Origin of the sequence: Hallella mizrahii (assembly GCF_009695775.1) — a bacterium.
Classification (GTDB): Bacteria; Bacteroidota; Bacteroidia; order Bacteroidales; family Bacteroidaceae; genus Prevotella; species Prevotella mizrahii.
The window spans coordinates 1-25428 of record NZ_VUNG01000030.1 but is presented as its reverse complement, the minus strand read 5'-3'; the positions used below and the strand labels follow the sequence as shown (position 1 = coordinate 25428).

At 52.2% G+C, this 25428-nt stretch carries 20 protein-coding genes and 2 tRNA genes; 8 read left to right on the top strand and 14 right to left on the bottom strand.

The features are described 5' to 3' along the window. Positions 1-31 precede the first annotated feature (31 nt). Complete coding sequence (locus tag FYJ73_RS10930; protein ID WP_154534753.1) at positions 32-532, top strand: GNAT family N-acetyltransferase; 501 nt, start codon at positions 32-34, stop codon at positions 530-532. Between the two features lie 17 nt (positions 533-549). On the opposite strand, the gene FYJ73_RS10925 is transcribed toward FYJ73_RS10930, so the two are convergent. From FYJ73_RS10925 to efp, 9 genes are all read right to left on the bottom strand, one after another. Continuing rightward, complete coding sequence (locus FYJ73_RS10925; RefSeq protein WP_154534752.1) at positions 550-2988, bottom strand: GH92 family glycosyl hydrolase; 2439 nt, start codon at positions 2986-2988, stop codon at positions 550-552. A gap of 1010 nt (positions 2989-3998) precedes the next feature. Beyond that, positions 3999-6128 carry a glycerophosphodiester phosphodiesterase family protein gene (locus FYJ73_RS10920; protein ID WP_235899330.1) on the bottom strand — a complete coding sequence of 710 codons (2130 nt, stop codon included), beginning with the start codon at positions 6126-6128 and terminating at the stop codon, positions 3999-4001. Between the two features lie 143 nt (positions 6129-6271). Next, positions 6272-7909, bottom strand: a complete 1638-nt coding sequence (locus tag FYJ73_RS10915) for a RagB/SusD family nutrient uptake outer membrane protein (protein ID WP_154534751.1) — start codon at positions 7907-7909, stop codon at positions 6272-6274. 10 nt (positions 7910-7919) lie between these two features. Beyond that, complete coding sequence (locus FYJ73_RS10910) at positions 7920-10916, bottom strand: SusC/RagA family TonB-linked outer membrane protein (RefSeq protein WP_154534750.1); 2997 nt, start codon at positions 10914-10916, stop codon at positions 7920-7922. Between the two features lie 78 nt (positions 10917-10994). After that, positions 10995-12347 (bottom strand): glycoside hydrolase family 28 protein, encoded by a 1353-nt coding sequence (locus FYJ73_RS10905; protein ID WP_154534749.1) that lies wholly within the window; start codon positions 12345-12347, stop codon positions 10995-10997. A 139-nt stretch (positions 12348-12486) separates the two neighbouring features. Further along, positions 12487-13173, bottom strand: coding sequence for a RadC family protein (gene radC, locus FYJ73_RS10900; RefSeq protein WP_154534748.1), 687 nt, complete (start codon positions 13171-13173; stop codon positions 12487-12489). After that, positions 13154-14365: an alkaline phosphatase family protein gene (locus tag FYJ73_RS10895; protein WP_154534747.1), complete on the bottom strand. Its 1212-nt coding sequence runs from the start codon at positions 14363-14365 to the stop codon at positions 13154-13156. The genes radC and FYJ73_RS10895 overlap by 20 nt, the downstream gene beginning before the upstream one ends. A 63-nt stretch (positions 14366-14428) precedes the next feature. Next, positions 14429-15478: a glycosyltransferase family 2 protein gene (locus FYJ73_RS10890; protein ID WP_154534763.1), complete on the bottom strand. Its 1050-nt coding sequence runs from the start codon at positions 15476-15478 to the stop codon at positions 14429-14431. Positions 15479-15596: 118 nt separating this feature from the next. Continuing rightward, on the bottom strand, positions 15597-16166 hold the full coding sequence (efp, locus tag FYJ73_RS10885; RefSeq protein WP_154534746.1) for an elongation factor P: 570 nt from the start codon (positions 16164-16166) through the stop codon (positions 15597-15599). 197 nt (positions 16167-16363) lie between these two features. On the opposite strand from efp, the gene rpmH reads away from it, so the two are divergent. From rpmH to FYJ73_RS10865, 4 genes are all read left to right on the top strand, one after another. Continuing rightward, positions 16364-16519, top strand: a complete 156-nt coding sequence (rpmH, locus tag FYJ73_RS10880) for a 50S ribosomal protein L34 (protein WP_004378018.1) — start codon at positions 16364-16366, stop codon at positions 16517-16519. Positions 16520-16767: 248 nt separating this feature from the next. After that, entirely contained in the window at positions 16768-17478 is a 711-nt protein-coding gene (locus tag FYJ73_RS10875) for a PASTA domain-containing protein (protein ID WP_154534745.1), read from the top strand. 42 nt (positions 17479-17520) lie between these two features. Then, the gene (locus FYJ73_RS10870; protein WP_154534744.1) at positions 17521-18630 is read left to right on the top strand and encodes an RluA family pseudouridine synthase; all 1110 of its coding nucleotides are present in this window, start codon (positions 17521-17523) and stop codon (positions 18628-18630) included. Positions 18631-18753: 123 nt separating this feature from the next. After that, positions 18754-19752 (top strand): D-alanine--D-alanine ligase, encoded by a 999-nt coding sequence (locus tag FYJ73_RS10865; RefSeq protein ID WP_154534743.1) that lies wholly within the window; start codon positions 18754-18756, stop codon positions 19750-19752. 161 nt (positions 19753-19913) lie between these two features. Here the strand turns inward: FYJ73_RS10865 and FYJ73_RS10860 are convergent. Further along, a tRNA-Pro gene (locus tag FYJ73_RS10860) sits at positions 19914-19989 on the bottom strand. Positions 19990-20170: 181 nt separating this feature from the next. On the opposite strand from FYJ73_RS10860, the gene FYJ73_RS10855 reads away from it, so the two are divergent. Beyond that, positions 20171-20243 (top strand) — tRNA-Phe (locus tag FYJ73_RS10855). A gap of 108 nt (positions 20244-20351) precedes the next feature. On the opposite strand, the gene FYJ73_RS10850 is transcribed toward FYJ73_RS10855, so the two are convergent. The 4 genes from FYJ73_RS10850 to FYJ73_RS10835 form a co-directional block, all read right to left on the bottom strand. Next, positions 20352-21083, bottom strand: coding sequence for a phosphatase PAP2 family protein (locus FYJ73_RS10850; protein WP_206081764.1), 732 nt, complete (start codon positions 21081-21083; stop codon positions 20352-20354). A gap of 237 nt (positions 21084-21320) precedes the next feature. After that, positions 21321-22628, bottom strand: coding sequence for a UDP-N-acetylmuramoyl-tripeptide--D-alanyl-D-alanine ligase (locus FYJ73_RS10845; RefSeq protein ID WP_154534741.1), 1308 nt, complete (start codon positions 22626-22628; stop codon positions 21321-21323). A gap of 55 nt (positions 22629-22683) precedes the next feature. After that, positions 22684-23130, bottom strand: coding sequence for a type II toxin-antitoxin system VapC family toxin (locus FYJ73_RS10840; RefSeq protein ID WP_154534740.1), 447 nt, complete (start codon positions 23128-23130; stop codon positions 22684-22686). After that, complete coding sequence (locus FYJ73_RS10835; RefSeq protein ID WP_154534739.1) at positions 23127-23399, bottom strand: hypothetical protein; 273 nt, start codon at positions 23397-23399, stop codon at positions 23127-23129. Before FYJ73_RS10835 ends, FYJ73_RS10840 begins: the two co-directional genes overlap by 4 nt. A gap of 149 nt (positions 23400-23548) precedes the next feature. On the opposite strand from FYJ73_RS10835, the gene folP reads away from it, so the two are divergent. Together folP and cdaA are read left to right on the top strand one after the other, a co-directional pair. Then, on the top strand, positions 23549-24379 hold the full coding sequence (folP, locus tag FYJ73_RS10830; protein ID WP_154534738.1) for a dihydropteroate synthase: 831 nt from the start codon (positions 23549-23551) through the stop codon (positions 24377-24379). Positions 24380-24506: 127 nt separating this feature from the next. Beyond that, positions 24507-25283, top strand: coding sequence for a diadenylate cyclase CdaA (gene cdaA / locus FYJ73_RS10825; protein ID WP_154534737.1), 777 nt, complete (start codon positions 24507-24509; stop codon positions 25281-25283). Positions 25284-25428: the final 145 nt, after the last annotated feature.

Below are 25428 nucleotides of genomic sequence, written 5' to 3'. Positions count from 1 at the left end.
ATAAAGATTTGACCAACATAAACCTATCAACATGACTACAACTATCAGAAAAGCAACCCTCAACGACATTCCTATCATCAGGGCTATGGCGGAGAAAGTATTCCCCGATACCTACCAGACCATTATCACACGGGAACAATGCGAGTATATGATGAACATGATGTACTCCGAAGCATCGATCCGTCGGCAGATGACTGTCGAGCATCATACCTATCTGCTGCTCTTCGTTGACGACAAGCCGGCAGGATATGCATCGGTACAACCAACAGAAGCAGACCGATACGAACTGCAAAAGATGTACATTCTCCCGGTCTATCAGAGCCAACATCTGGGCACAAAGTTGTTCAATACCGCCATTGACTTCATCAAGGAGCAGCATCCGGAGCCTTGCACGCTCTTTCTGCATGTCAACCGTCACAACCGCGCCAAGCACTTCTATACACACCAAGGCATGAAAGTGACCAGCCGCGGTGACTTTCCCATCGGGCATGGTTTCTTCATGAACGACTTCATCATGGAGAAAACGATATAGATGACCGGCCGCATCTGTCAACAGTCATCCATCTGCCAGTCGATGCCTAAACGGTTGCCTTGCATTCTGGTCACCCAAGGAAGCGACCCTATTGTTGAAATCCACATTTCAGTTCCGTCTACATCGGCACGCACATGGATGCGCTGTCCGTTGCCGTCTACGCGCCGCCACGTGATGCCATCGTAGACAAAACTGCCCGTACGCTGCAGGCTGTCAAGGGCATCACGCGAGATGAAAAGAAAGGTCCCCTCGGCATCGTACCGTGCACCCGCCTTCTGCGGACTCTCCCAACAAAAACCTTGGGCATGGTCGACGACTCGACGCGGCATGCGATACGTGCAGTCGTGACAGGTCACCACCAGTGTGTCGCCCTGCCAACGCGTGCTCAACGGCCAGTTGCGATACTGGCGGTTGAGCACAAAGTGCACCATGGAAGTAGCATTGTCCGAAGTCGCAGCTTTCTCGGGGAAGCGTACCGGATCGATGGTGATGTATTTCCCTTGTCCCGCCACGGGGTAGCGGCCGAGCATCGCCCACAGCAACCACGCCGACATAGCCCCGCTGTCGTCATTGCCCGGCAGGCCGTCGGCCTTGTCGGAGAAGCAACGGTGGACGATCTCCGCCACCCGCCGGCTGCTGAGATCGGAGCGGCCGATGTAGCTATATAAATAAGGTGTAAGAAACGACGGTTCGTTGCCTACATTGTAATGTCCCTCATCGAAGAAGGTATCCAGACGGCGCCGGAAGGCGGAGTCACCGCCACAAAGTTGGATGAGTGTCGGCACGTCGTGAGGCACACTCAACGAGTATTCGGCCGACAGACCCTCGTAGAAAAACGTATCCCACCAAGGGATATACCACGGTGCCACCTTCGTGTCGGGCCGATAAGCGATCTTCGGACGGTAGATCCGGGAACGGCCCCACTCCACCGAGTCAAGCCAGCGACCCCTGGCATCCCGCGGCAGGATAAATCCCTTCATACCCCGCCATTCATAGTCCTTGCGCCAGAGGTTCTGCCACGAACGGGACCGGCGCATATACCTGTTATAGATAGCATGCTTGCCCAGACCTTTCGCCACCTGCGCTATGCACCAGTCATCGTAGCTGTACTCCACGGTGCGGGTGCCTGCCCGTGGTATGCCATAGGGCACATAGCCCAGCCGGATATACTCACGGAGTCCGCCGCGCCCTTCCTTCTCGTCGTCTGCGGGCGGCACATCGCCGTCCTTGAGCATCGCCGGCAACGCCTCGCGATAGTCAATGCCTTTCAGTCCGCGGGAATAGGCCTCAGCGATGACCACGTCGGCATGCGTGCCTCCCTGCGTGCGCCCGTTGCAATCGCCGCTGCGCGCGTCGGGCATGTAACCCTCATGGCGGTAGATGGCCAAGAGCGCAAGGACAATGTCTGTCGCCCGTTCGGGGTAGTACTCCATGAGCAGGGGCATCGATGTGCGGTAGGTATCCCACAGGGCATAGAAGTCATCATAGTAGGGCGTGCCCGACCACCGCGGACACTCGCCGGTCTTGTCCACCGGCATGAGCAGCGTATGATAGAGTGCTGTATAGAAGATACGGCGCTCCCGGCTGTTCCCTTCATAAGGCACGCGCGCCAAGGTCTCGTCCCACTGCTGACGAAGCTGACGCAACTGCGTGTTGAAATCGTGAGCAACGATATTGCGGCGCGCCTGTTCCACAGACACATAAGAGATGCCGACCTTCACCTCCACGATGCTGTCGCCCCACCAGACCGAGGCGGCACGACCGCCAAACAGCCGTGATTTCACAAACGGTGCACTGCTCTGCAAACAGAAAAAGACCGTATAGGGACCGCCATTGTTCCATCCGCCGCGCACCGTCGTGGAGCCGCTCACTTCCTTCTGCCCACTGACGCTGATGCTGGAAGCCACATATTGCTGGGTCTCACGCTTGTTGGGAATGGTGTCCATACCCAAGAACGACGCGGCATCAACGAGCAGTCCGTCGGCATGGCGGAAACGATAGAGGGCACAACGGGCAGAAGTGGTGATGTCCACGCCGATGCCATCCTCGAAACGACAGCTGTATTTTCCGAGCGTAACTTTCTCGTAGGTGCGGTGATGGAGGAAACAAGGCACCACGCCCACCTTGCCATCGGGCAGCAGCACGCGTTGCGGCGTCATCGACTCATACCGACGGAAAGGCTGGATAAGCACATTGCCATATTTCTGTCCGCCTCCCGTACCGCTGACATGAGTCTGCGAGAAGCCTTTCACCATCTCTGGCCGTGGCGCCCATCCGGCATTGGGCATCGTCAGACAGTCTGGTCCTGGCTTCACCATTCCAAAAGGAGCAGCAGGACCCACAAACACTCTGCCCTCACCCTCGCTGCCGATGAGCGGATTGACACTACGCCACAACTGGGCATGGACTACTGTCGTCAGAGACAGGAAAACGATCAGAAGAATATTGCGAGACATAGAATGAAGGGTATTACGGACAAGGCCTCATAAGAGTAGGATGTTACTGTCTTGCTCCATTTAACAAAAAACTACGACAACAAAGATACGCATAATTAATTGATTATCCAAGAGTTTTGAAAAATATTTGGCTATTTGACGCGATTTTACTTGGCTGTTTGACGCAAATCTGCTTGCCTGTTTGACGCAAATTCGCTTGGCTGTTTGACGCAAATTCGCTTGGCTGTTTGACGTAAGCCTTTATCTTGACTTACGACTAAGTGAGAAGGTTCAGAAGCAACAGGCAAAAGAAACCTATTAAAAGCAGGCGACCTCGGAGAGTCACCCATAAAACAGAAGTATCAGGCGGAAATATTAGAATTTCCAAAAATGTTGTTGAAACTGACAGTTTTCCGCCCCTGAGAATCGATTTTTTTGAAGCACGACCATCATTGGTTCGATTTTCGCGATTTTCAGCGCATTTTTGAGTATTTTAAGAAAAGGAAATATAATCCTCTGATTTACAGCGCATTGCACAAATACTCATTTATTCTGTACTTCAAAAAGGAAGAATGAGCAGAAGAAAGTACCGAGATGATCTTGTCAAAGTACCTTTTTCTCCGAAAATTCTCTAGAGAATTTTCGGAGAAAACAGAGCTTTGATAAAGTCATCTCAATTGTTTGATCGTGAAAAAGCGGCTTTTTGGAAAAGTAAAAAGCCAAAAAGCTCCGTTTCAAGTCGCTTTCAGCAGTGAAAAAGCATGGAACGACCAAGAAATCATCGAAAAAAGATGCTACAGACGCATAAGCACTCTCTAAAATAGAAGTACAGAAAGACGTAGTTTTGTCAAGTTGTTTTGTAATTATCAGAGTTCTATTATTCTACTTACGCAAGGGAAGGCTATGTTTCCGGAGAGGCTCACTCTATAGACGTTCACAAGAAACGGGCTACACCGATAAGGGGCAGCCCGCTGCAAAATGTTTCTTATGGGAAGATCATAAAGGATAACACCCAAACGAGAAAACAGATATTAATGCACTATATACACTTGATTCTTCATATTCCCCGGCACCTCCACTGCTTTCCATTTCACATCCGCGACATCCTCCAGCACAAAGGCCGGCCGGTAATCAGCCTCACGAAGTGACAGCTTGACGCCTTGGAGCGTAAGCCCGTCGACATGACGGAGATAGAAGCCCCAAGCAGGAAGCTCGCCAAACATGCTGAACTCGGGGTAGCTGTCGGGGCTCTCCGGTACATCATGAGCACGCCAAAGCGGCATGTAGGCCATCGCCTTGGAGGCTCGCCCCGGGTAGACGAGTGTGGCGTCTTCGATGATTACGTCACGAACAGGATGTCCGGGAATGCCACAAATGCTGCTTGGGAAAGGATTGTGAAAAAAGTCCACCTCAGGTCCGCGCAGGTCGTAGTTGAGATCCGGGCGGTCGAAGGGCACCTCACAAACCAAGTCTCGAACGGTGATATGACTGACAGAACCCACCCGCGCCCCTGAGCGATGACCCAAACGGATGAAGAGAGGATTGCCCGTATGGAAAGCCCGGACATGCTCCACGGTCACGCTGTCGACCAAAGCCCCGTCCACACTCTCGATGGCGATGGCCGAACGAAATGTGTCGAAGACTGTCAGATTGAAGACATGAATGCGCCGGAACGCTCCCCATGAGGCTGTACCAAACTTTACGGCACTGGCCGACGAACGCACCTCGCAATTGCGGATGGTGACGTCCTCACAGCCGCCATGGACATCATAAGACTTCAAGCAGATGCCATCATCGGCCGCGTTGACCTTGCAGTCACTCACGAGCACATGCCGGCAATCACTCAGGTCAATGCCGTCGTTGTTCCAGTACGCTCTGTTCTCCATATTGACTCCTTGCAACATCACGTTGGAACAATGCTGAAAAGACAGTCCCCAGCCGGCACTGTTCTTACAGTGTATGCCAAGAAACGTCACGCCGTCACAATGAGTGAAATAGACAAGCTTGGGTCTGACGAGCTCTGAGGGTCGAAGTCTCCTGGTATTGTAATGTGCATCGGTCAGTTTTCCCAAATGGTAGAGACTGTCGGCAGCAAGAGCCAAGGCCGTGCCGTTACCGTCGATCGTGCCTTGGCCGGTGATACGCACCTCGTGTGCATTCTGTGCCACGATAAGCGCCATGCAGGCATTGTCGTGTCGTCCGTCATCGGTCAGAGCCCCCACCTGATGATATAAGTAAGGATCTGCCGCCCCCAACAGCTGGGCACCTTGCTGCAAATGCAGCTCCACTCCACTACGGAGCCATAGCTGCCCCGTCAGATATGTGCCGGGATTCAGCACCAACGTACCACGGCCTTCACGCCCCAACCTGTCGATGGCCTGCTGAAGGCGCTCGGTACACAGTGTCTTTCCGTCGGCGGGTATGCCCAGTTGAGCCGTTGACAGAATCACCTGGCGCCCTTGTTTCAAGGGAAGGAACAACTCGGGGCGATCAAGATTCACCAAGTCGGCCTTTTCCTTGATGACCAATGGGAAATCCGACACATCGTCTTCCTGACACGCGGCCATCACCTTGATGCCATGCGCATGACAATAGCGCATGAACGTGGGCGTGATTTGCCGTGGCGCAATCTCTACATAAGCAGGACGGCAGATGGTTTGCCAGTATTTCAGTCTGTCTATATCAGCAGCGTTGACCTTCACCTTCATGTCGGGAGCCAATCGGACGAACGCTTTCAGCATGGCCTCATCACCAAACCAAAAGAAGCTCTTGTCGGCAAACCCTTTGGATCGCACAAGTTGTACGAGCTGCTCCACGGGCGTACCACGCTTCACGTCGAAGAACACACCGGCACGCCCCCGCAGATGGTCGAGCATGTCGGCTATAGTAGGAACGGGCGTACCGGCATAGCGACAAGAGAACCATGCGCCCGCATCGAGCTTTCTTATCTCGTCCGCGGTGCAATCCGCGAGCATCCCGTGCCCGTTAGTGGTCCGGTCGAGCGTCTCATCATGGAGATTAAAGAGCACACTGTCTTTACTGGGGCGTACATCTACCTCAATCCATGTTGCGCCATAGGCCAACGCCGAGTCGGCCGAGGCTATGGTGTTTTCGGGTGCCAGCGCATTGGCCCCCCGATGCACCACGATGTCCTGAGCCATGACACGACACAAAGAACACAGTAAGAGGAGAATAAGGCTAATACGATTCATCAATACGACATGATAAAGGGTTCATCTTAAAAAAATCAAGGCGGGCCACTCCCCCACAGCGAAGGAGTAGTCCGCCCAATATCTGTCAGGCTTTAATAGCCGGGATTTTGCTCCCAGTTGGTATTCTTCTTTCTCACCTCTGTCGGGATGGGGAAGATACGGCGTGTCTTGTCGAAGTTGGCCGTTGGGAAGTTCTTGCGGTGGACGCCGAACTCGTTCTCCCATGTGCCAAAGCGAATCCAGTCGTTTCGCGTCCAGTTCTCGTCAAAGAACTCGCGTCCGCGCTCCTTGAGCAGTTCGTCAAGCGTCACCGAGGTAACGGTGGGCGCACCGGCATAAGCTCGTATCTGGTTCATCAGCGAAGCAGGCGTGTCACCATTGGTAGCCGTGGCCCCACGCAGGATGCACTCCGCCTTGGTCAGGAGGATATCGGCATAGCGGAAGATGGGAATGTCGTTGCTTTGGTTACGACCGTTGCAAGCCACATAGTCAGCATTGGCCGGAATGAACTTAATGCTCTTCCATCCCTGGCTCCATCCGTTGGCATCGTTGCCCACGTTCAGGTCGGCGTCCTGTGCCTTGAGGGTGATGGTCTTGGTGAAGGTCACCGGTTTGCCGGCATAGAGCCACCTCTCTGAAGTCTTCTCGTGTGTAGTGGGATTGAGGATGTAGACATCGCCACCCAAGACAGCATCATTACGATTGTCGCCCGGAAGCGAGAACAGCTCGGCAAACTCCGGCGACATGGCAAAGTTGCCGCCAAACGACTTGATACTCGGCTCACCGTAGTAACTCATCTTCGTGCCGGCCTGATTGGTTCCACCATCGGCCTTACGCCATGTGCGGAAGCGGCCGTAGGTGTTGCCCTGTGCCGAAACGGCATCGTAAGGCATGGCATAGATGAAGTCCTTGACCTGCGCGCCGTTGTCAGGATAGAACTTTGCGCGCCACGACTTCACGCCGCCACCGAGCGAGAAGAGGCCGCTCTTGATAATGTCATCGCAATATTTCACGCAGTCGTTGAGCTTTTCGTTGGCCTGTGAGGGCTCATACTTTGTCACGTCGCTCTGTGCGTAGACGGCCCAGTTCAGATAAAGTTTCACCAACAGAGCCTCGGCCATCCACTTATTGGGCTTGCCGTAAGTGCTGGCATCGCTCTTGTCTGTCAGCAGAGGAATCACGCCGAGCAGCTCACTCTCTATCCACTTGGCCACCTCCGGGCGGCTCTTTCTTTCCACGCCAGCATCCTCGTCGGGTATTTTGTCGAGTATAGGCACGGCGCCATAGTTGTCCATCAGAATAAAGTGGTAGTAGGCCCGCATGGCTCTTGCTGGCGCTATCATCTTGGGGTCGGCATTGTCTCCGCCCATGTCCACGATGATTTGGTTGCACTTGGTAATGCCCGAGGCCAGATCGGTGTACCAGCCAATGGAAGCGTCGTCAGCCGAGAAGTCGTGCAGACTCATGTGGGAGTAGTTACGGTTGTCCACCCAGTCACCGTCAAAGCTCACACCCACCTCTTCGGTCGTCAAAGTCTGTGCTTCGTTGAAGCGGCGTCCAAGGGCACCACGGAAAGCATAGTACACATCGGCCATCTTGCCTTCAAGAGCCACCTCTGACGAAGGATACTCTGTATATTTGGATTTCACGTCAACATCCAAATCCGTACAGCCTACCATGGTGAGGGCGAGCAGGCCGGCGGTGAAATAAGAATATAGTCTTGTTTTCATTGCTTTAAAATTAGAAGTTTACCTTGAGTCCTATCATGTATGAGCGGGTATGGGGATAGAAGCTCCACCGATAGTCCATACCGGGATCTATGCCGCCCAACGACACCTCCGGGTCAAGGCCCTTGTAGCTGGTGATGGTGAAGAGGTTGTTGGCCGTGGCATACACAGACAGACCCTGCAGCCAGTCGCCAATCTTGCCGAAGTTATAGCCCAGCGTGAGGGTAGACAGTCTGAGATAGCTGCCGTTCTCAAGATAACGGTCAGAGGGAGCCTGTGCGTAACCGTCGCCGAAGTGCTGCGAGGAGGCCACCTCCTTGAGCACGTTCTTGCCGGCCGCCACATTGCTCACTGTGTTGTATTGGGCGCGCGTGCAGTCATACACGTCGTTGCCAAACACACCGGTAAAGAACATGTTGAGCGACCATTTCTTATAGGTGAGCGTGTTGTTCCACCCCAGAGTCAGATCAGGTTGGGCGCATCCCACAATGGCACGGTCCTTCTCCTGTGGCGCGTTGGTGGTCTTTCCCGTGCGCTCGCCCGTCTTCTCGTCGTGCTCATAGAAGAGCGACTTGCCGTTCTCGTCGAAGCCGGCAAACTCCCAGGTATAGAACGTACCGAGAGGCTGGCCTTCCATGATGCGCTGTATGCTGTTGGTAGAAGAGAATCCGGCGATACGTGGATTGGCCTCGTCGATATATTTTACCGAGAACTGAGAATTGGACAGCTTCTCCACATTGTTCTTATTGTGCGAGAGGTTGATCATGGTCTGCCATTGGAAGTCGTTGGTCTTTACCGGCACGGCGTTAATGGTAAGCTCAACACCCTTGTTGCTTATCTTTCCCACATTGGCCGTCATGGTTCCGTAGGGATACCGGTTGGTAGAGACGGGATAGTCGTAGATAAGGTCGCTGGTGCGCTTGTCGTAGTATTCAATGGTACCGCTTAAGCGTGAGTTGAAGAAAGAGAAGTCGAGTCCGATGTTGAACATGCCCGTTTTCTCCCATTTCAGGTCAGGGTTGGCATTGCTGGTAGCTGCCAGCGTGCGTCGCAGCGCGGCGTTTCCGTTGGCGTCGATATAGGTAAACCATCCGCTGGCCCCGTAGGTGCGCAGGGCAGAATAAGCATCGAAGCCCAAGGAGTTGCCGCTCACACCGTAACCCACGCGCAACTTCAGGTCGTCGAAGACATGGAGGTTCTTGATGAAGTCTTCCTCCGACAGGCGCCAGGCGGCCGACACAGAGGGGAAGGTGGCCCAGCGGTTGTTCCGTCCAAAGGCCGAGCTGCCGTCGCGCCGGAGCGTGGCTTGGAAGTTGTACTTGCTGTTGTATGAATAGTTCACACGTCCGTAGAACGAGATCATGCGCAAGGTGTACTCGGCACCGCTTGTCACACCGTCGATGCCGTTGATTTCGTTGGCGTAAGAAAGGTTGTACCAGCTCACGTCATCGTTGTAGAAGTTGTACACCGTCACGCCGAAGCCGTCGTTGTCGGTCTTCTCTTCCCACGAGTAACCAGCCATCAGTCCCACCGTGTGCTTTTTGTTGAAGGTTTTCGTCCAGTTGCCAAAGGTCTCAAACACCTGCTTGTGTCCCTGATAAGTGTTGCGCGAGGCCTGGCCGTTGGTCTTTACCAGTTGTGAGTAAACGCTGTTGTAACCGCTGAACATGTTCTGATGGTTCATGTAAGAGTAGTTTACCGTCCAGGTGAGCCCGGGCATAATGGTGGCCACGGCGTTGGCCGTGATCTGGTAGCGCCGGCGAATGTGCTGGAACCTGTCCTGGCTGATCATGGCCATAGGGTTGTAGTATTGCGATATGCCGTTGGCCTCGTAGAAGGTTCCGTCGGCATTGTATACCGGGTCACAAGGTGAATAGTAGTACATGCCGTCGAGCACGCTGGCTCCCTCGTTGCCCATCTGCACGCTGCGGAAGTGCCCCTCGCTGGCATTGAGACCGAGTGACAGTTTCAAGTGGTCGTTGAGCACGTTGCTGCTCACCAGCGCGCGCCCGTTGACACGGTTCATGCGTGTGCCTCTCACCACGCCCTCACGGTTCATGTAGTTAATGCTGGCATTGTAGCTGGTCTTGTCGTTGCCACCATTGATGCTCACGTTGTGGTTGTGTGCAAATCCCGTTTGCTCCACCTCCTTTTGCCAGTCGGTGCTGGCTCCCTCGTCGTTGGTCAGCTCAAAGTTATTGGCCTTGGCATAAGCCCTCAACTCGTCGGCGGTCATCACGTCGAGTTTCTTGCTCACCCGGTCAAAGGCCATATAGGTAGAATAGGTCACATTGGTGCGCCCCTTCTTGCCTTTCTTGGTGGTGATGATGATCACGCCGTTGGCAGCCTTGGATCCATAGATGGCTGTGGCGGTAGCGTCGCGCAGCACGTCGATGCTCTCAATGTCGTCGGGCGACACCAAAGACAGGTCAACTCCCGGCACGCCGTCGATGACATAGTAAGGCTCCTGCGCCTCACCGGTGCGCAGGGTGGAGGCCCCGCGCAGGGTGATGGAGGGCGTGCCGCTGGGGTCGGCGGTGTTCGAAACGACCAGACCCGACACCTTGCCCTGCAACAGCTGTGCGGGGTCGGTATACACGCCCGTGTTCAGGTCTTTAGCGTCCACGGTGGTAATCGAGGAGGTAACATCCTTGCGGCGCATGGTGCCGTAGCCCACTACGACCACTTCGTTAAGAGTCTTGTCGTCGGCCTTGAGCCTCACGCTCTGCCCCGGCGCAATCACGCGGTCCTCATAGCCTACGTAGGAAACCTTCAGCTTGGCGCCCGGCTTCTTAGTGGTGATGGTGTAGCGGCCGTTGATGTCGGTCACCGTGCCATTGGTAGTACCTTGCTCCATGACGGTCACGCCGACGAGCGGCTCACCATTGCTGTCGGTGATGACACCAGACTTCTGGCTCTGGGCCATGGCCACAGTGCCACAAAGCAGAAGAGAGGCGGAAAGCACGGCTTTCTGCATGCCCTTCTTTAAATGGGTTTGTCTTTTTCGCATAATAGATATAGTTTTATAATATAAGTGCAAAGTTAACACGAATATGTGTCAAGTACATTACAAGGGGTTGACAATTGGTTAAAGTCCAAAGGCTGGGCCACCGTAGTCCACGCCATGGGCTGTGACAGAGAGTCCGGTAGTGTGGACGTCCTGAGCCTGGTCGACATAGACGCCATACACCTTATTATATATATAGCCTTCGCCACGGCATGGACGCTTGTCGTAGATGCCACCTTTATAATCCGTCATGTGGCAAAGGCGCAGACTGACATTGTCGAGATGAATGTCCTTGACTTTACCCACTTCTCCACCGATGAAACAGCCGTTTTCCGACGTGGCGACGATGCCACGGAAGTAGATGCGACTTACCTCTCCACAGCGTCCGTGGGTCTCACCCTTGGGGAAACGCCAGTTGGCATCCTTGTTGTTGCCGTCGGCACGAGGATAGCTGGTGACGTAAATGGGCTCAGCCTTCCCCCACCACACGTCGCTCCAAAGGCGCAGATCCATGATGATATTGGAGAAGACCACGTCGGTCACCGTGCCCTCGTCGCGGTTTTGTATGCCCAGTCCACGGTTGGAACGGGTGATGACGCAGTTGTCGATGCTGACATTGTAGATGGAATCCATGTTCTCCGACCCGATCTTGATGGCACAGGATCGCGAGCTCATCGTGCAGTTGGTCACTACAATATCGTGACACGAACCATATTCGGCAAACTCGCGGCGGTTTTTCAGGCAGATGCAGTCGTCGCCGGAGGTGATATGACAGTTGCTGACGCGCACATGCCGGCTATGGTCGATGTCGATGCCGTCGCCGTTGCGTATCTTTAAGTTGTTGAGTAGATTGATGCCGTCGACCACTGCGTCGTCGCAACCGACGAGGTGGAGTGTCCAGTAAGCACCTTCGCGGATCGTGACGTCACGCACTTGTACGTTATTCACGCCAATGAGCGTGAGGACATGCGGCCGGGGATCAAAGGTGGTCACAGGCTTGAGCTCATAAGAGTCGGACAGCTCGCGACCCATGAAGCGCACGCCGTTGCCGTCGATGGTGCCACGCCCACATACGCGGATATCATGGGCATCTTTGGCCCAGAGCCATAGCATACCCTCGCCCTGATTGCTGCCAAAGGCACTGTGGCGATAGACTTTCTCATCAGGATTGGCCAATAAGGTGGCTCCGGCATCGAGATACAGCTCCACACCGGACTTCAACTGTAAAGGACCGGAAAGGAAGGTCTTGCCACGCGACAGGAGTACACGCCCGCCACCGTCGGCACTGCATGCATCAATAGCACGCTGGAGAGCCGGTGCATCATCGGTTGTTCCGTCGCCTTTTGCCCCGTAATCCGTGACGCGATAGGTGGCTTGAGCCCATAATGGCACCAAAATAAGAATGTCAATAAGCAGTAATATCAGTCTTCTCATTGATGATTGGTCAAAGGTATGATGTGTCGTAGTCATGTAATGATGACGCAAATATAAGTAAAAAAAAGCAAACTAACAAAAATTAGTCGGTTTTTTATACATAGATCCCTGTTTTGGCTGCTTTGCTGATGCGGGACGCCTACAGCCGCCCTTCTTCACGATAGCTGTAATAGCTGCCGTCGGTGATGATGACATGGTCAAGGAAATAGATACGCATCAGCTCGCACGCCTTGCGAATACGGTCGGTGAGCTGATCGTCCAAGCGACTGGGCCGTTTGTTGCCACTGGGATGGTTGTGGCAGACGGCAAGTACCGTGGTGTTGCAGAGCAGGGCGTCCTTGATGATGATGCGAATGTCGACGGCTGTCTCTGTGAGTCCGCCGTGACTGACGCACTCTTCCTTGATGAGTTTAAACGACTGGTTGAGCATCAGAATGTGGAATTCCTCCACGTCGAGATCCTGCAACTTGGGATGCATCATGTTGTAGATGGCTGTGGCAGAACCGAGATCGGGTCGTTCCTCGGCGACGGTGTCTTTGCGTCGCTTGCCAAGTTCGCAGGCGGCGAGAATGGTGATGGCCTTAGCTGGCCCCATGCCGTGGTAACGGCACAGGTCGTTGACAGTCTTCTTGCCTAACGTGTTGAGATTATAGTTACAGTCGCTGAGCACCGTGCGCATCAAGTCCACAGCACTCTGCCGGTCAGACCCAGACCCAATGAGGATGGCAAGCAACTCGGCATCGCTGAGTGCTGCTGCTCCGAGCCGCATCATTTTCTCGCGCGGCCGGTCTTGTTCGTCCCAATGATTAATGCTGAGCTTTTCCATCCTTGAACATCTTAATGGCTATCCGCTGGTAATCCTCCATGCCGTCATTGGGTGCCGGACTGATGCCAAGCAGGTGGCAGACTAAAGCATAGACGGCGGTGTTGGAGAACACTCCCATGTCACCGCCATTACGAATATCGGGGCCCATGGCGCGGAAAAGGGCGTGCATGTCGCTGTAGGCCGGGTCGAAGCCATGCACGCCCCCATCGTGGCATGTCTCGTCGGTGAAGAGGAAGCCCTCATCGGGCAGCACCAGAACGTCGCCAATATTCGGGTCGGACTGGTAATGAAGCCACTGGGGAATGTCGTCTTTGCGCCACACACGCAAGTGAGCCACATGACTCAGTGCTGCGACAATGCTGTCTTGCTGCCAACGCGCCGGCGCATAAATGTTGGCAGGGAGATTGCCTTCAATGCTCTGATACCATTCTTTATGAAGATAACTACTGACTGTTATCTGGCGTGAAGGTGTGAACCACGTCATGCCATGGTCGGAGACAATGACAAGATTGACGCTGTTTTGGAGCCCCGCCTTGCCGATGCGTGTCCACAAACTGCCCAACAGCGAGTCTATGCGCTCCACGGCCAATCGTGTCTGCTTGGCTTGTGGGCCATAGTTATGTCCGCTGGCATCAGGTTCTTCAAAATAGGCCATGATGAGGTCGGGACAATTCTTTGCCGTGAGTTGCTGCATGATGCCGTCGACACGCTGGCTGAATGTAAGATGTGGCTTTTCGTCGTAGCTGTGCCAAAGGTCGGGATAATGACCGGCAACAGCCACATCTGACCCCGGCCAATAAAAAACAGCCGTATGCAACCCCTGACGCTGGGCTGTAAGCCAAAGCGGCTCGCCATGGTAGAAACGGGCGTCGCACTTGGTCTTGGGATTGGACAACGAGAAGCGCTCTCCGGTGGCACGGTCGAGAAACGAGTTGGCGATAATACCGTGATGCTCGGGACGCAGTCCGGTGGCAAGGGTATAGTGGTTGGGAAATGTCTTCGATGGGAAAGAGGGAACAAGCTCGCCCTTGACACCCTGACGGGACATCAGGTCGAGAAAAGGCGTATCGTACATCTCAGCATAGTCCCAGCGGAAGCCGTCGCAGGAGATTACCACAGTTGTCTTCTTGGCCAATGCACTCATCATGCCGGACATCCATAAGACAGCAAGGAGCACAACGGCCTTTGCCATACGAAAGAGATTTCGGTTCATCGGCAGTCTTTTAAATATTGAAAACAGATAAAAACAAAATGTCTACTTGTAGAAGTTCTTCTCATAAGCAGCAAACTCGTCTTGCCCACGCACGCAACGCCGCCACCATGCCTGAAGAAAACCACAGCCGTAACCCATGAGCTGGGTGAAGGCAGCCCGTACGCTCAACATTCCGATCTTCAAACTATGGCTCTGGCGGGCTGAGTCGGCGAGGATCAGCAAGCTGTAGAGAATCAAGGGTACCAACGCGAATGTCATCATATAGAGTCCCATGTCTCTTTCACTCCGCGCTAAAGAGAAGAGGACTGACAAAAGACCGGCCACAAACAACAGTGCCAAAAACACAACGCCAAGCGTGAAGACCATCGGCAGGAGATGTACGAGTTTAAGACTGTCGGGGTATTTCTTGTAGAGGTTGATGCGGGCGATGCCACTGTTGAACACTTGCCGCCAGAACTTGCGGAAGTCGGTCCTCCGCTTGTGATAAACCCACGCGTCTGGGAAGAGACGGCAGTGAAGACCGGCTTTGAAGATGCGAATGGAGAAGTCGATGTCCTCGCCGAAGCGCATCTTGGAGAAGCCGCCAAGTTGCTGGTAGAGGTCGCGACGGATGCCCATATTAAAGGAACGGGGATAGAACTTGTCGAGTTTCTTCTTTCCGCCACGAATGCCACCAGTGGTGAAGAAGCTCGTCATGGAATAAGAGATGGCCTTTTGAGTAGGAGTGAACGAGTCGGCAGCACGGTCGGGACCGCCGAAAGCCTCGCAGGACTCTCGCTGCAACTCATCGTCAACGGCTTGAAGATAGCCGGGAGGAACCACTACGTCGGAATCGAGAATGATGACATACTCGCCACGCGCACGTTCTACGCCATAGTTGCGGCTCTGTCCGGGTCCGCTGTTAGGCTTGCTGAAATAGTGAAGATCAAGTTTTCCCACATAGCGCGCACAGACATCGTGACAAGGCACTTGCGAACCGTCCTCGACAACGACAACTTCAAAAGTGCTTAGCGACTGGCGTGTCAAGCTGTCCAACAACTCATCGACCTCATCGGGACGGTTGAAGACAGGAATGACAAAAGAATATTTCAAAGGTTTCTCCATAGTAATAGAATTCTCCAAGACGCTGACCGGACTCAGTAGCGAGCGGTCGTTAACAAAAAAAGCCACCCTTCGCAAAAGGAAGGATGGCGTAAGGCTTAGTGCCCAATTATTTCTCGCTCACGCGGCCCACATAGCTGCCGTCGCGTGTGTCGACCGTGATGGTCTCGCCCTCATTGATGAACAAGGGCACACGAATCTCAGCACCGGTCTCCAGCGTGGCAGGCTTGGTAGCGTTGGTAGCAGTATTTCCCTTCACACCCGGCTCGCTGTGAGTGATCTTCAGGTTGGTCTTCACGGGCATCTCAGCAGAGAGAATGGTACCGTCGGAAGTGTCGGTCTGGACGTCAACGACGTCGCCTTCCTTCATATACTCCCAACCCGTGATCATGTCCTTGGAGATAGGAATCTGCTCGAAAGTCTCCTGATTCATGAAGATGTAGCCAGTAGGATCCTCATAGAGATACTGGTAAGGACGATGCTCTACGCGCACATCATCGAGTTTGAAGCCAATCTGGAAAGTACGCTCCAGCACGCGGCCGTCAGCCACGTTCTTCAGCTTGGTGTTCATGACAGTGTTGCCTTTTCCTGGCTTACGATGCTGGAAGTCAACGCACTTCCAAATACCGCCGTCCATGCGGATGCATGTTCCGATCTTAATTTCCTGTGAATTAATCATTGTGTGTATATTATAAGTATATTATCATGCTTTTGCAGGTGCAAAGTTACTATAATTTTAGATAAAAACATCTTTTTATCACTGAAAAATCACTTAATTCTTTGTCATCTCGAAAATTATGCGTAATTTTGCAAGCCATAAGAAGGGCAAAGGCTCAAAAAGAGAAGGAACAAATAATAAATTAACAATAAAGAAAGATGAAAAGAACATTTCAGCCTCACAACCGCCGTCGCGTCAACAAGCACGGCTTCCGCGAGAGAATGGCCACAAAGAATGGCCGTCGCGTGCTGGCTTCCCGTCGTGCTCATGGCCGCAAGAAACTGACCGTCTCTGACGAGAACCACGGCAAGTAACTCCTTAGCGTCTATGCGCAAGGCAGCAAAAAGCAGCAAGGATAACTCTTCCTTGCTGCTTTTGCCGTATCTAAGGTGGCTATCACAACGTAAAGGATGCGGCCACCAAACATTACTGAGACAGTTGCTGATAAACGGTGGCTAATAACAAAAGAACCACCGTTGCACACAACGAAAAAGAAAATATTCACGGGTTTTATTTTGTATTTCGAGCGGTTTGCATTACCTTTGTATTAAATAAAGTACCGATGACAATATCTGAATTCTTAGGCAAGTTCAAAAGTACCTATCTCTGGGGAAACCTCGCGGCAATGGCTCTCGTAGTCGTTGCGCTGGCTTTGGGCTTCCGCTTTGGCATCGACCTGTACACCCACCACGGCGAGTCGATTCCCATCCCCAATATTCTGCACAAGCGATACGCCGATGCTGAGCAGATCGTCAACAGTCTCGGGCTGGAGATAGAGGTAAGCGATACGGGTTATGTACGCTCTCTGCCACCTGGAGCTATCCTGGAGCAGACACCGGGACCTGGTGAGCGCGTCAAGTCGGGACATATTATCTATGTCACCATCAATGCCACACACTCTCCTACAATCACCCTGCCCGATGTCATCGACAACAGCTCGCTGAGAGAGGCTATGGCAAAACTCACGGCCATGGGATTCAAACTGGGCAAGCCGCAATCGGTACCAGGAGAGAAGGACTGGGTCTATGGCATCACCGTCAACGGACGTCATGTGGTTGCCGGAGATAAGATTCCGATCGATGCCACACTGATCATTCAGGTCGGTGACGGACAGCTCGACCAAAGCGACGACATCAACTATATCGATCCAGACATAGAGAACGACAATACCGACGACGAGAGCGGTGACGTAGACAACTTCCAAGAGATCCCTACACCGCCCGACCAGCCCGAAAACAACAATACGGAAGAGAATACCAACACAGGCGAATAGTTCCACGAAGACTGCGTTCTCCTCAACAAAGAAAAAACAGACATGGCAGAAGAAAACATTTTCTCAGACTTGCTGGACGACGAGCTGGATCAGAGCGAAGACAACGGTCGCGACAACCTGAATCCTTCCAACGGCAACCGCTATGAGCATTGGCGCATCGTCGTCGACGCCGGACAAGCACCCGTACGCATCGACAAGTTCCTTGCCGAGCACATGCAGCACTCCAGCCGCAACCGTATTCAGACGGCTGCCGACGCCGGATGCATCTGCGTAGCAGGCAAGGCTGTCAAGAGCAACTACAAAGTACGCCCGGGAGATGTCGTCACGCTCATGCTCGACTATCCCAAACACGACACAAGTATCGTGGCGGAGAACATTCCACTCGACATCGTCTATGAAGATGACGACTTGATGGTGGTCAACAAGCCGGCCGGCATGGTGGTGCACCCAGGAGCCGGAAACTTCACGGGTACGCTGATCAATGCTGTGGCATGGCACATGCGTGACGTACCAGCCTTCGACGCTAACAATCCGGAAGTAGGACTGGTACACCGCATCGACAAGGACACAAGCGGTCTGCTCGTCGTGGCGAAGACGCCGGAAGCTAAAACGGTTTTGGGCAAACAATTCTTCCATAAGACGACTCACCGCTCCTATAATGCACTCGTCTGGGGACACATCGTGGAAGACGAGGGACGCATAGAAGGCAACATCGGACGCGACCCTAAAGACCGACTGCGCATGAAGGTCTTCGACCCGGAATCGGGCATTGGCAAGCCTGCCGTTACTCATTACAAAGTATTGGAGCGTTTTGGCTATACCACCCTTGTGGAATGTATTCTCGAGACGGGACGCACACATCAGATCCGCGCCCACATGAAACACATCGGGCACCCGCTCTTTGGCGACGAGAGATACGGCGGAACAGAGATACTGCGCGGACAGCGCAGTGCTTCCTACAAGGCTTTCATCAACAACTGCTTCAAGATCTGTCCCCGTCAAGCACTGCATGCCAAGACGCTCGGATTCGTACATCCCCGCACGCATCAGCAAATGGACTTCGACTCGCCATGGCCCGAAGACTTCGCTGCACTGATCGACAAGTGGCGTACCTTCATCAAAGGAACGAACAGAACGCTGAATGATCAATAAGAAAGATGAACAGAGCAATGTAGAACAGGTCAGTACTGAATGATGAATTGCTCAGTGTTGGATGATGAATTGCTCAGTACATAATAACAGGACAAAATAAGGAATTAACGAAAAACAAATGATATGAAAGATTTAAAGAGAAACATTGCCATCGTCTGCGGTGGCGATTCATCCGAGCACGACGTATCATTGCGCTCAGCACAAGGTCTTTATTCCTTCTTTGACAAGGAACGTTATAATGTCTATATCGTTGACGTGAAAGGACAGGACTGGCATGTCAACTACGAAGACGGCGACATCGCCAAGATCGACCGCAACGACTTTTCCTTCATCAACAAGGAAGGCAAAGCCGTCGTCTTCGACTATGCCTACATCACCATCCACGGCACTCCGGGCGAGAACGGCATCATGCAGGGCTACTTCGATCTGATCCACCTGCCCTACTCTACCAGCGGTGTGCTCGTAGAGGCAATGACATTCAACAAATATGTGCTTAACAACTACCTCCGCGGCTTTGGTGTCAACGTTGCCGACAGTATTCTGCTTCGCCTTGGCGAGAGCTATGACGCTGCCGCCATTGAGAAGCGTCTGGGCATGCCGGTATTTGTCAAGCCTGCTGCCGACGGTTCGAGCTTCGGTGTCTCGAAGGTGAAGAATGCCGACCAGCTGGCTCCCGCCCTGCGCGTTGCCTTCATGGAGAGCAACGAAGTGATGATAGAAGGCTTCATGAAGGGCACAGAGATCTCCATCGGCTGCTATAAAACCAAAGACAAGGCTGTCGTCTTCCCCGCTACTGAGGTGGTGACGAAAAACGAGTTCTTTGACTACGACGCTAAATACAATGGTCAGGTTCAGGAGATCACGCCTGCCCGCCTCAGTCCAGAGACAGCAAAGAAAGTAGCTGAAGAGACCAGCCATATCTACGACATCCTTCATTGCAACGGCATCATCCGCATCGACTATATCATCAGCAAAGACGCTCAGGGCAATGACAAAGTCAATATGCTGGAGATCAACACCACGCCGGGCATGACGCCGACAAGTTTCATACCACAGCAAGTGAAAGCCGCAGGACTGAGCATGAAGGATGTACTCACAGACATTATCGAAAATCAGTTCTAAACAGAAAGGCTACATACACCTTATATATATAATGTGCAAGACACGCATAACATATATATAAGGTACGTGTGTCTATCTCAAAGCAAGGCGACTGCCCATTTCACAAGCAAAGCAGTACCAACCAAAAAGAGGAATGCTCCGTAAAGCATTCCTCTTTTTGTTGGTCGGGATGACCGGACTCGAACTGGCGACCCCTACGTCCCGAACGTAGTGCGCTACCAACTGCGCTACATCCCGATGCAGTCACATACAGAAGCAACGAAGCACCTCTTTCTGTTTTGCGGTTGCAAAGGTAGCACTTTTTTTTGAATTAGAGATAATTTTATGAAGAAAAATTTGCGAGGTTGCTAAAAAAGTGCTACCTTTGCACTCGCATTTCAGAAATATCACTCCATAACAAGGAAATGCGTAAGTAGAGGGTGCCTTAGCTCAGGTGGTAGAGCAATGGACTGAAAATCCATGTGTCCTTGGTTCAACTCCAAGAGGCACCACTTCCTCCTTTCATTCAATCCGGTTCTTGTCATTTGACGGGGCCGGATTTTTTATATTATCTTATACGCCATTGGTGTTGCTGATATTTCACTTCTGAAAACAATCGTCTAACTTAAGGGAACCACGAGTAAGAGAAGTGTAGTGATGAACCACACCGCGGCAACGCCCCACGGCATACGGTCGTAGCGTTGCAGCAAACGTGACGGACAGGAAGTGATGACGATGCGAGCCACCAAAATGCCGATAGCCGCACCGCAAAGGACGTCACCCAGGTAATGCACGCCGAGATAGATACGTGAATAGCAGATGATAATGGTAAACAGAGCAAGCACGACACGCATGAGCTTGTTGCAATAGATGTAACTTAAAAAGGTGACCAGACAACAGATGTTGGTCGCGTGCCCGGAAACAAAGCCATAACGTCCGCCATGGTAGCCGTTGACATAATGAAGCATTGGCCCCAGGGTCAGATTGTGTGAAGGACGGGGACGCGCCACAAGCGGTTTGATGATGCTTGAGGAGAGTTGGTCTGTAAATGCTATCATAGCTGCGATAACCAGTAACAGCAGGAGACGTTCGCGCCATGACCCCTGATGCCACACTAACGTGTAGCCCACCAGCACGGCAGACAACGGCAACCAGGTTTGTAGATGGCTGTAGCCATAGAAGAAACGGTCGGCAACGGCTCCCCCATTAAAGTTGAGCAACATCATAACGCGTGCGTCCCCCGTTTGAAGCGTAGCCAACAAAACAGGGTATTCACTAAAGAGAGTATAGAGCAAAGCTCCAGACAGAAAGGCAATTACCACAATGACCATCAACAGATATGGCCACCTCAAAACAAGACTATGTATGTTGGGAGTAGGATAGGAATATCGCATGTCTAGATTGTTTGCCGCAAAGTTACAACATAATTCTGTAGAAATGTCGTATTTGTCTATAAAAATGTTCCAAATAGGCCAATTCTTATGAGTTTTCGTATTTATTAAACTTTGCGGCCATAAAAAAAGCCTGGGAGAAGCAAGATGGTACTTTCCCAGACTTGAAAAAATAGTGTGGTGCTCAGTGCTTAGAGCCTACAACAGTTCAGGCAGTTGAAAGAGTTTGATACCGTTGCTGCCCTTGACAAGGATGTAGTAGCCCTGCGGCTGTTCCTTGGCAATGGCGGTCTTAACCTCTTCGACATCCCGGAACTTGCGAAAGTCGCATTCAGTCTTACCGAACTCCTCGCCGACGAGCCAAACCTTCTCGAAATTATCTTTTCGAAGCGTGTCCACGACCTTTTGGTGTTCTTCCCGGCTCACGCTTCCGAGCTCACGCATGTCGCCGAGGATCACCATCTTGGGTTGCTTGACCGTGATGCGCTGGAAGTTGTCAAGGGCAGCGGCCATACTTGTCGGATTGGCATTGTAGGCGTCGACGATAAGCCAGTTGTGCGCAGTCTGCTCCAATTGCGAGCGGTTGTTGCTGGGCTGATAGCTCTCCAGAGCGTGGCAGATCTGCTGCGGAGCCACTTCGAAGTGCAAGCCTACGGCAATGGCGGCCAGCATATTGTCCATATTGTAAGTACCGACAAGATGCGTGTGCACCTCATAGACATTGGGTTGCCCGTCGACATGCCAGCTGAAGGAGAGGAATGGCTCGCACACGCCTACCTCGCCCTGTACCTGTGCGTCGCCGTCGGTGCCGTAGCTGACGATGCGCTCCAACTCACGTTGCTGAGCCATGCCGACAAGATGCTCGTTACTGGTATTGAGGAAGACAAGTCCGTCGTGGGCTTTTAGGAAGTCATAGAGCTCGCCCTTGGTTTTCATCACGCCCTCAAACGAGCCGAAGCCCTGCAAGTGAGCGCGTCCCACATTGGTGATCAGTCCGCATGTCGGCTCTACATAGTCAACCAGTTTCTTGATATCGCCTGGATGCGAGGCTCCCATTTCCACCACTGCGATCTCGTCTTCGGCGGTGAGCCTCAACAGCGTCTTGGGCACGCCCACGTCGTTGTTGTAGTTGGCCTCGGTGTGCATCACGCGGTATTTCTCAGCGAGCACGGCCGAGACGAGCTCTTTTGTCGTGGTTTTGCCATTGGTGCCGGTGATGCCGATGACAGGAATAGAGAACTGCCGGCGATGCTCCCGTGCCAGCTCCTTATAGGTGGTGAGGCAGTCATCGACAAGGATGAAGCGTTCGTCACCCTCCTCGGCGTATTCCTTCTCGTCAACGACGGCATAACTGCATCCTTTCTCGAGTGCGCTCTTGGCGAATTTGTTTCCGTCGAACGACGCACCTTTCAGCGCGATGAAGATACTTCCCTGAGGGCAGTCGCGGCTGTCGGTGGTCACCTGCGGATGCTGCAGGTAGAGCTGATATAATTCTTTTGCGTTCATAGTCGTGGGAAATGTGTTGATTCTTAGTCTCTATTTTCTTATAAGCACCTTTATGTTACTCTTCTATTTGAGCTTTTGCAAAATCTTCTGGGGAACAGATAATAATTGTGTCACAAGCGGGAAAATCTTTCAAGTTAATGGTAACGATGTAGTCACAATCGTTCTCCAAAGCACAATAATACTGAAAACTATCTTCTATATCTTTGAAATTCTCATCTTTCAATGCTATAGCCGTCTGATCGTGTGATATGTCTACAATCTGAATATATGTCTCTAATTCAATGAGTAAGCGTCTAATCATGTTTCTCTTCTCTGGCTCGTGGATGTTATTCTGCTTCAATCTGAGTCCAAGAAGATATGCTATTGTTGACAGAGAAATTGTAGAGATACAAGCTTCGAGCAAGCCCAATTGGGCGGCTCGCATGATCTTTCTAACTGCAACATAATGCGTCCTCTGTGTAAGGAACTCCATGACTATATTTGTGTCAAGAAAGACTCTCATAGATATTCTTCGTATTTCTGACTCAAATAATGTTCCTTCATTTTCTCGTCGTCACCGGGCATAGTCTGTGAAAAGAGATCCATAAACTTGTCTGTAGGCAATGGACCGTCGTCAACATGGATTTTCTTAGTCGTCATGGCCTTAGCTCCATGTCTCTTCTGCCAAGAAAGCTTTTTCAAGTATTCCAAAGCCTTCCGGAGGTAATCCTCACTATCTGCGAGATAGTTGAGATTTCTATGGATTTCTGCATTGAGTTGTAGCGTTGTCATTACAATTCCTTTCTTTGCTGCAAATATACGAAAACAATTTTAAAACTCATGGGATCAGACCGAAAAAACAACGCAATTATTTGCATGATAACGGAGAAATGGGTACATTTGCAGAAAGTGTACACGATTTATTAGAAGTAATTACATTCATGAACCATACTATCAACGTGCGGGGGCGTCTGCTCTCGCTGTCTCATCCGTTGGTGATGGGCATCCTCAATGTCACTCCCGACTCCTTTTACAGCGGAAGCCGCAAGCAGACAGAGCGCGAGATTGCAGACCGCGCCAACGAGATCATCGCACAGGGAGGAACCATCATCGACGTAGGGGCCTTCTCTACCCGTCCGGGCGCGCAAGAGGTAAGCGAAGAGGAAGAGGCTCGAAGGCTGCAGTGGGCGCTTGGCATTGTGCGCCGCGAGCAACCCGACGCTCCTGTATCGGTAGACACCTACCGCCCGCTTGTAGCCCGCCGGTGCATTGAGGACTGGGGAGCCGACATCATCAACGACGTATCGGAAGGCGGACTCACCGGCATCGTCAACACGCCGATCCACGAAACCGGCAGCATGTTTGAAGTGGTGGGACAGCTACGCGTGCCGTACATTCTCATGTCAGTAAAGCCCGACATCACAAGCATGATGCAGGCCTTCAGTCGTGAGGTGCAGCAACTGCGCGATTTAGGTGCACGTGACATCATCCTTGATCCAGGCTACGGCTTTGGCAAGACCTTGGAACAAAATTATGCTGTCCTGCGCAACGCCGACAAGCTCTTGGCACTCGACCTGCCTGTACTCACGGGAGTGTCGCGCAAGTCTATGATCTTTAAGCTCGTCGGCGGCAATCCGACGACATCCCTCAACGGCACCACAGCCATTCATGCCATCGCACTGATGAAAGGTTCTTCCATCCTGCGCGTACATGATGTGAAGCAAGCCGTGGAGTGCGTGAAGATATACGATGAAATGTTGAGTGTTAAATGATGAATGACTTCAATGTTGAATGATGAATGTTGAATGTTCTCCACCCTGAGCGCTGATTTATACATTATTATTTCTACGCTATACATTATACATTAATCATTTCTACACTATACATTATACATTACTTATGTTTTTTGAGTTTGGAATCAAGGATGTCATAGATATCTTCCTTGTCGCCCTGATGCTTTACTACATCTACCGGCTGATGAAGGAGAGCCGTTCGCTGAACGTGTTCTATGGCATCATCGTGTTTGTACTCATCTGGCTCTTTGTCTCCCAAGTGCTGGAGATGAAGCTCTTGGGCAGCATCCTCAGCCAGTTGGCCAGCGTGGGTGTCATCGGTCTGATCGTACTGTTCAAGGAAGAGATACGAAAGTTTCTCTATCAGTTGGGGGCCCATCAGCGCGTGAAAAGCGTCATGCGTTTCTTCTCTCAACGCAAGGACAACGGGCAGGACGAAGACAAGGAGACCATCATGCCGATCGTGTGGGCGTGCATGGACATGGCAAAGAAAAAGGTCGGAGCCCTCATTGTCATCGAGCGGGCCACACCGCTCGACGACATCGTGCAAACCGGCGAGCAGATCGACGCGCGCGTCAACAAACTGTTGATAGAGAACATCTTCTTCAAGAACTCACCGCTCCACGACGGTGCCATGATCGTGTCGAAAAAACGTATCAAAGCCGCCGGCTGCATCCTGCCTGTGAGCCACAACATGGACATCCCCAAGGAGCTCGGCCTGCGCCACCGTGCCGCCATGGGTATCTCACAAGACTCCGACGCCATCGCCGTGGTGGTCTCTGAAGAGACCGGGCGCATCAGCGTGGCCATCAAAGGACAGTTCCACCTGCGTCTCTCCGCTGAGGAGCTCGAAAGCATACTCGCCAGAGAGATGATAGGTTAACAAAGGCTTTTTTATTTACCTTAATTCCGCAACACTTTGATTTAACTTTATTTATAAGTTCCTGAGCAACAAAAAGTTGCTCAGGATTTTGCCATGTCAGATTTTTCACCTATCTTAGTGTTGCAATTTAAAACAAGCGTAAATC